Genomic DNA, 1,473 nt, shown 5'->3' on the forward strand with positions numbered 1-1,473 from the left:
GAGCCTTTTGCATAAATCTAAACCCTTGAGCAACAAGGTTTTCTGAGCATAAAAAAAGGACTTCACCCCGACCTGGAGAAGTTTTTCGGTGACCAAACCACAAACCCCAGAGGAGGGAAGTCACTTTGTATATTCTCCAAGAAAGTCTGTTTTCCTTTGAGGAACTGCAAAAGTTAGAATCGCGGGAGCGATTGCCTATTTTCTTCAGCGTGCTTGATTTACGTCCCTACGCCCAACAGCTAAGAAGTACTTCACCCCGTGGTGCTGAAGGGCACTGCCGCCAAGCGATTCTTCGGGCACTCCTGGTCGCACCGTTGGAAGGAATCTCAACATTTACCACATTGCAGCGTCGTCTTGAGTTGGATTTGCGTTTCAGATATCAATGCGGTTTCCCTTTAGACCGCTCAGCTCCATCAATCGCTACGATTAGCCGAGTATTTGCCGAACTGACCAGGAAGGGGTTGGCAGAGCAACTATTTCTGGATCTCGTTCGCTTCTGCCAAAGTGAAGGAATCATCAAGGGGAACCATCTGGCCATCGACAGCGCAGCCATTGAAGCGTATGAAAAGAAGCAACCGAAGTCTCGCAGTGAGCAGACAGGCAATGCCAATTGGGGAGCCAAATTCGACTCGTTCGGAAATAAGCTTTCGTGGTTTGGGTACAAGATTCACCTTGCGGTGGATACAAAAAGCGAATTGCCCATGGCTCTTAAGGTCACTCCCGCCCATATAAATGACGGAGATATGGGTCCTGTGCTGATGGAGCAGGTAGCGGCTCGTCGGCTAACAAAAGTGGACTTCGTCATGATGGATGCCGGATACGATCAGTTGAAGAATTACATAGCTGCTCGTAGAATCGGGGCGCAAGCGATTATCCCACTAAATCTACGCAATGAGAAAGAGCCTCCCGCTGGCATGACGTCAAATGGGACTCCCTGCTGCTCCATGGGGTACGAGATGACGTATTGGGGAGCCGATGGCGACCAACTCAAGTTCCGCTGCCCCCATGCAACAGGAAAAGTGGACTGTCCTCTCGGCATGGCGGCTTGTTCTGCATCGAATTACGGCATGGTGGTGAAAGTCGACATCAAGGATGATCTTCGTCGATACAGCCATCCACATCGAGATACCAAACGCTGGAAAGAACTTTACAACGAACGAACCAGTGTAGAGCGTTGCAACTCTCGCCTCAAATCGTATTTGACAGCCAATTCCCTGCATGTATGGGGCATCGAGAAAGTCAAGACGCATGTATATCTGAATGCCATCGTCCTTTTGGTTTCCGCACTGGCTGTGGCAAGAATACATAAGATCGAGAAGGAAGCTGCGTAAAAAACGGAGCGATAAAATTCTGCAGGTCTGCCCAAAATCAGTGTTAGCCCTTGATTTTCTTTTATTTTGATAACAATTCTTCATGCAAGGACTCCTTCGAATTTATCGCGTCTAATCAAGAAGTGAATTTTGCAAAAGGCTC

At 48.4% G+C, this 1,473-nt stretch carries 1 protein-coding gene; it reads left to right on the forward strand.

Going from position 1 to position 1,473, the window contains the following annotated elements:
- Window positions 1-125: 125 nt before the first annotated feature.
- Window positions 126-1,331: a transposase gene (locus AC3WQH_RS25445; RefSeq protein ID WP_007781419.1), complete on the forward strand. Its 1,206-nt coding sequence runs from the start codon at window positions 126-128 to the stop codon at window positions 1,329-1,331.
- Window positions 1,332-1,473 lie beyond the last annotated feature (142 nt).

It is taken from the genome of Brevibacillus sp. FW301-21C12A (assembly GCF_058788915.1).